Here is a 7,046-nt window from a genome sequence, read left to right as displayed (position 1 = left end):
TACGTGGAGCTTTGAGCCAACAAAGGATTTACCAGATGGTGATTACACAGTTGAAATAACGGCAGAAAAAGATGGCGAAACAACTTCGATTAACAAGACGATTACTATCAATACAAAAACGCCACCTGTATTAACACCAGGTCTAGGCTCATTAATACCATCTCAAGGCACATTAAGTCCAAGCTTCTCTTCAGAAGTAACAGATTATACGATGAACGTTGATTATGCCACATCACAATTATCGTTCTTAGCAACACCAATTATTCCAGGTGCTTCGGTGACAACAACGGTCAATGGACAACTAGGTACCCTTGAACAAATTCCACTACAAGTAGGGGAAAATATTATTGTGATCACAGTGGCAGATGGAAACGGCAATGTGAAACATTACACGATTAAAGTATACCGTGAAGCCTATACAGGCGGAGGTAATTCAGGCGGCGGAGGTACATGGACGCCAGATCCAACACCACCGGTAACACCGACACCAAGTGAAACAAAAACAAAAATTCAGGTAGAACTTGAAATTGACGGTGACAATCCACTTGAAAAAACAACAGTGGAAATTGAACGTACGAAGCATGCGAATGGTGACGTAACAGACTTTGTCAACTTAACACCAGCGCAAGCACTAGAAGCAGTAGAAAAAGCGAAACAAATTGGTAATAGCATTGCACGTATTGTTATTCCTGATGTCAATGATGAAGTGGATCAAGTAACTGTAGAAGTACCAAAACAATCTCTCCAAACGTTACGTGACAATGGTTTATCATTAGAAATTTCTACTGAAAATGGTCATATTGCGATTCCGCATAGCTCAATGGAAGGCATTGACGACAACTTCTACTTCCGTTTAGTACCAGTGAAGAAGGAAAGTGAGCGTCAAGCGATTGAGGAACGTGCAAAAGCAGAGCAAGTCGTACGTGAAACACTAGAAAGTGATGATGTACATGTTGTGGCACGTCCAATGACAATTGAAACGAATATGCCAAGTCGTCCTGTTCAAGTAACACTACCTTTAAAAGGTGTGAATGTACCAACAGTGGCAGCAGAGCGTCAAGCATTCCTTGATCAATTAGCTGTATTCATTGAACACTCAGATGGCGAGAAAAAAGTAGTGTTCCCTGAAGTCGTAACAATGGCGAAGGGTGAACTGGGTCTACGTTTCACTGTAGAGAAGTTTAGTACATTTACAATTATTCAATTTGAAAAACCAGAGGTAAGTGAGCACGAGGCTTATATTAAAGGATTCCCGAACGGTACATTCGGTCCTGATAAGAACGTAACACGTGCACAGGTAGCGATCATGATGGCTCGTATTTTAGGCTACACAGAAGGACAAGCAGTAGATAAAGCACCATTTAAAGATGTAGCAAAAGACCATAGTGCTGCAGGAGCAATTGCCTTTGTTAAAGAACAAGGCATTATGAATGGTGATCAATACGGCAACTTCCACTCAAATGCCAACATTACACGTGCTGAAATGGCAGCAGTCGTAGCCAACTATAAACAGCTTTCTGTAGAAGAAGGTGTGGCGATTACATTCAAGGATACAAAAGGCCACTGGGCACAATGGATCATTGAAGCAAATCGCGCCTCAGGCATCATCAACGGTCTTGAGGATGGAAGCTTTGCACCAAATGCAGCGTTAACACGTGCACAGGCTGTTGTGATGATGAACCGCATGTTTGAACGTGGTCCATTACAAGGTGTGGCAAAACCAAGCTTCCCAGATGTGAAAGCTACACACTGGGCTTTCAAAGAAATCGAAGAAGCAGCTAACTCTCACAAATATTTTATTGATGAGGATGGCAAAGAACAGCTTTCAAAATAATGATAGTTTAAACAGGCTAGGGTAAAATCCTTAGCCTGTTTTTTTAATAGATTTAATTCATTCAAATGATTTCTTGTTCAGATTTTGTTCATGCATTCTATGTTACTATTCAAAAGGAGTTGATTGAAAAAAATATAAGCAATATGATGTTAACATACATAAGAATTTACTCGTCTACGGAGGCGTGATAATGAAAAAGAATATCCTACTTATTGTGAGTATTATCATGCTGTTTGTTATGGTCTTTTTCTTTAGCAATTGGCATTATTTCTCCAATAATCATCTTCAAACGGTACATGAAGGTGTTGTAAAAATAGAGGAGGAGCAATTACAAAAACCAATAAAGCTAGAAGGAGAATGGGCTTTTTATCCTAATGTCTTAATTCCTTCATGGGAAAAGCTTGATAACTATGAAAATACACGGCTTACACTTGATGTTCCTTTTGATTGGGGGAAATATGTACAGCCAAATGAAGAAGGGATTGAGGTTGGCACCTACCACGTCAAAGTAGAGGTTCCGAAAGATGGATTTTATGGGTTATATATTCGATCAATTCGACAGGCTAATCGTGTTTTTTTAAATGGTGTAGAGGTAGGGGCTAAAGGAAAAGTAAGTACAGTGCTAAGCGAATATGGCTCTGAAAATGATGATAGATATACTGTCTACGCCTATAGTGAAAATAAAGAATTAGACATCATTATTCATGTTGTGAACTACAATAATTTTCAGCCTGGTATCGTCTATCCTATTGAATTTGGCAAAAAGAAGGTTATTCAACAGCATTATAATTGGAAAGTGTTTTTAGATGCATTAATCAGCATTGGGCATATCGTTATTGGGGTCGTTTATACTTTTACCTATATACAGAATCGTAGACGTAAAGAAGAACTGTTTTTTGGCCTATTTACGATTTCATTAGGATTTTATATGTCGTTTATTAATCAAAAAGTATTTTTCCTATTATTTTCTGATATAGTACCAATCGATCAATTGCGTTTACAGCTAGGTTCGATTCCAATAGCGCTCCTTTCATTAACATTATTTATTTATACGATGTACCCACAATTACAAAAGAGAAAAGTTATTTATATGCTTGTGGCCTTACTCAGTGTTGTTTTTGTATTTTACGGTTTTTACAATCCAATTACTCAAAATGCAAGAGCGTCTTCTGATTTAGAGGTGTTCCTGAGGAAAATAGCGTATATCAGTGTAACGTTACCCGTTATTTTCTATAATGTTTGGATTCTGATCCGGGTGATGTTAAATCGACTTGAAGGTGTTCGTTATGTATTAATCGTTATTTCAGCTATTTGTTGTTATACGATTTTACTTGTTATTAATTTTATATTTGGTATACCGATTGATTATACAGAATTTGTGCTGTTTTTACTGATCTTATTCGGCTTTGCTTCATTATTAAATTACCGGGCTAATCAAGCATTTGAGAAAATCCAAACTTTATCAGAAGAATTGCTAGCACACAATCAAATGAAGGATGAATTTCTACTAAAAACATCCCATGAATTACGTACCCCCCTTAATGGTATTTTAAATTTATCAAAAACCTTAATGGAAGGTGGGCAGGGACCGTTGAAGCGGACGCAACAGGAGCAAGTCATTTTGATCCATAATGTCACACAGCGTTTAGGACATTTAGTAGAGGATTTATTGTTTTCATCCAACCAAATGACGGGTGAAGTAAGAGTTTCTCCTCGTCAAGTCCCTATCTCTGTTGTCAATGAGGTAGTAGAAGAAATTCTTAGTGTGATGCCTAAGAATAGTCAAGTCCGTTTACATGCTGAAGTTGATTTAGCGCTGCCAGCTATATGGACAGACGAGTTACGCTTTAAGCAAGTGCTCTATAATTTACTGCATAATGCCATGAAATACACAGAAAATGGCGAAATCGTAGTGACGGCTTATGTCAATGAAGAGCATATGGTGATCCAAGTGAGTGATACAGGCGTTGGCATTCCTGCACAGGATTTAGATCGTATCTTTAATGCCTTTTATCAAGTAAATAATCAACATAAAAAAGAAGGGCTCGGTTTGGGATTAAGTATTACTAAAAATATTGTTGAAAAATTAAATGGTGACATTCATGTAACAAGTACTTTAGGACAAGGGACAACCTTTACGTTTACAATGCCACTTGCAACTGGTGAAAATGTTAGCATTGAGCAATCACCTGCGATTGTCACACAGACAACTACTGAGGTACTCCAGCTTAACTTACCACTTATTCATAAAGGAAATGATAAAAAAATACTTGTTGTGGATGACAATCATGTCAATATAAAAGCTTTAGCTGACGCATTAGCTGTCAAAGGATATACAGTGATAGCTGTTGATAATGGCTTTGATGCTGTAGATTATATTAAAGCAAATAAAGTAGATTGTATGTTAATAGATTTAATGATGAATGGGATGTCTGGTTATGAGTTATGTAAACGAGTACGCAAACAATATGATATGCTGGAATTGCCGATCATTATCTTAACAGCAATCATGAAGCACTCTGATTTAGTGTTATCTTTAAAAGTTGGTGCAAATGATTACTTACAAAAACCTATTTCAATGGATGAATTATTTATTCGCATTGAATCTTTGTTAGCTGTTCGTCAATCTTCAATAGATGCCATAGAAGTAGAAATGAATTATTTGTATTCACAGGTCACGCCACATTTTGTGTATAACACGCTTAATACAATTATTGGTTTGAGCTATACGGATATGGACAATACTCGTGAAGCACTTTATTGTTTGGCAACGTATTTCCGAGCCAAGCTTAATGTCCATTATCGAAATAGCTTTGTCTCTGTTGAAGAAGAGATGGAGCTGGTAAAAGCATACTTATATATTGAAAAGATGCGTTTTGGTGATCGTTTAACGATTAAATATGATATTGATGAATCCATTCATTTAATGATTCCTGCATTATCTATTCAGCCATTAGTTGAAAATGCTGTTTTCCATGGTATTTCTAAAAAACAAGAGGGCGGTACAGTAGAGATCAGTGTACAGCGTGAGGGGCAGTTTGTCCGCATTAAAATCTATGATAATGGTGTTGGTATCCCTGAGGAAAAACTTCATCAGCTGGTAAATGAAGAAAGTACCCGTATTGGCTTTATGAATCCGTTAAAGAAATTCAAATTAATGAAAAATGCAAGTTTACGTTTATACAGCGAGGAAGGAAAAGGGACCACTATTGTCGTTTTATTACCAGAGGGTGGTGGAGCATGAACATAATTATTGTTGATGATGAAAAAATGGCAATCGATGTTTTAAGCATCATGCTACAGCGGCTGACGCAATTTCAGATTGACATCAAGGGGGCATTTACAAATGCAGCGGATGCCCTCCGTTTTCTTGAAAAAGAGTCAGTTGATCTTGTCTTTTTAGATATTGAAATGATTGATATGCATGGTATGCAAGTGGCTAAACAATTGCTAGAAAAGCATCCATCCTTACAAATAGTTTTTGTGACGGCCCATGCACAATTTGCTGTGGATGCATTTGAAGTAGAGGCAACAGATTATTTATTAAAGCCTGTCCATGAAAAACGACTGGTCAATGCATTAGTAAAAGCGCAGAAGAAAATGCAATTACAAGTAGAAGCACAACCCGTTCGTAATGAGAATTCTATATATGCGCATACTTTAGGCAGTTTTTATTTACTCGATGCTAAGCAGGAGGTCATTAAGTGGCGTACTAGGAAGACACGCGAGCTGTTTTTATATCTATGGTTTCATCAAAAAAAGCCTATGATGAATGTTGTCATTATAGAGGAATTATGGCCAGATTTAGATTTTGAGAAGGCGACAAGTAATTTACATACGACGATCTATCAATTAAGAAAACTGCTAAAAGAAAATGGAATGCAAGATTCCATTCAATTAATTAATAACCACTATCAATTAAATGTAGAAATTAAAAGTGATTTTGATTATCTGAACCAATTATTGGAACAGAGTGCGCATGATGAAGATTCCATTCAGCAACTATTGAATTGCTATGAAGGTGATTTTTTAGCTGAGGAGGAATATTCATGGGCTATTCAAATGAGACTTCGTTTAAAGCAGGGTGTAATGCATGTGCTTGAAACATATATTGCCCATTCAAATTCTGTTAATTCATTGTTGAAATATAATTGCCTGCAAAAATTGCTAGAGCTAGATGAATTTAATGAAAAGTATATGTTTCTTTTGTTAAAATTTTTAATCTCGCAAAATAAAAAACAGGATTGTACGAAGTGCTACGAAGCCATTCAGGAAAAATTAGCGGAGATTAATATGCCTGTCCCTGAGAACATTCATAAAATTTATAATGATTACATGTCGAAAGTGTAATCTTTGCTTTCTTCAACAGGAATATGAGAAAATCCAAGAAGAAAGGGGCGAATGACATGGATTCATTTACATTTTATAACCCAGTGAAGCTACATTTTGGTGAGGATGCGCTAGAAAAGCTGCCGAAAGAATTAGAGCTATATGGAAAAAAAGTATTAGTTGTTTATGGTGGTGGAAGCATCAAGGCTAACGGTGTGTACAAGGCTGTCATGGACAAATTACAGCAGGCTGGTAAAACGATTTTTGAATTAAGTGGTGTAGAACCAAATCCACGTGTAGAAACAGCTAGACGTGGTATTGAGATTTGTAAAACAGAAGGAATCGACTTAGTGCTGGCAGTTGGCGGCGGCTCTGTTATTGATTGTTCTAAATTAATCGTTGCGGGTGCAAAATATGATGGAGATGCTTGGGATATCGTTAAACGTAAGGTAGTTGTAGAGCAAGCCCTACCATTAGGAACAGTATTAACACTTGCTGCTACTGGCTCAGAAATGAACTCGGGGTCAGTCATTACCAATGCTGCTACAGAGGAAAAATTAAGCTGGGGTAGCCCAGCAGCGTTCCCGAAATTTTCAATACTCAATCCTGCCTATACAGTGACCGTACCTAAAAACCATACTGTTTATGGGATTGTTGATATGATGTCACATGTATTCGAACAATATTTCCATAATACAACGAATACCCCGATTACTGATGAGATGTGTGAAGGGGTATTACGAACAGTCATTACGACTGCACCAAAATTGCTAGAGGATTTAGAAAATACTAAGTTACGTGAAACGATTCTATTAGCTGGAACAATTGGCTTAAATGGCCTTTTATCGATTGGTTCTCGTGGTGATTGGGCATCACATAATAT

General features: G+C 37.1%; 3 protein-coding genes and 1 pseudogene. All 4 read left to right on the top strand.

What is annotated here, in order from left to right; translation table 11 throughout:
* Nucleotides 1–1,834: S-layer homology domain-containing protein (locus tag RT445_RS17970; protein WP_312505797.1), on the top strand; the 1,834-nt coding region annotated here is incomplete at its 5' end.
* Nucleotides 1,835–2,024: 190 nt separating this feature from the next.
* Complete coding sequence (locus tag RT445_RS17965) at nt 2,025–5,078, top strand: sensor histidine kinase (protein ID WP_274794206.1); 3,054 nt, start codon at nt 2,025–2,027, stop codon at nt 5,076–5,078.
* Nucleotides 5,075–6,184, top strand: coding sequence for a response regulator (locus RT445_RS17960; RefSeq protein ID WP_312505795.1), 1,110 nt, complete (start codon nt 5,075–5,077; stop codon nt 6,182–6,184). The genes RT445_RS17965 and RT445_RS17960 overlap by 4 nt, the downstream gene beginning before the upstream one ends.
* Before the next feature lie 56 nt (nt 6,185–6,240).
* Nucleotides 6,241–7,046 (top strand): annotated as a pseudogene (locus tag RT445_RS17955) (iron-containing alcohol dehydrogenase); the annotation flags it as partial.

The sequence above is a fragment of the Lysinibacillus sp. genome (genome assembly GCF_032093475.1).
GTDB lineage: Bacteria > Bacillota > Bacilli > Bacillales_A > Planococcaceae > Lysinibacillus > Lysinibacillus irui.
The sequence above is the reverse complement of the archived record's forward strand: the minus strand, read 5'-3'. Positions and strand labels throughout refer to the sequence as shown.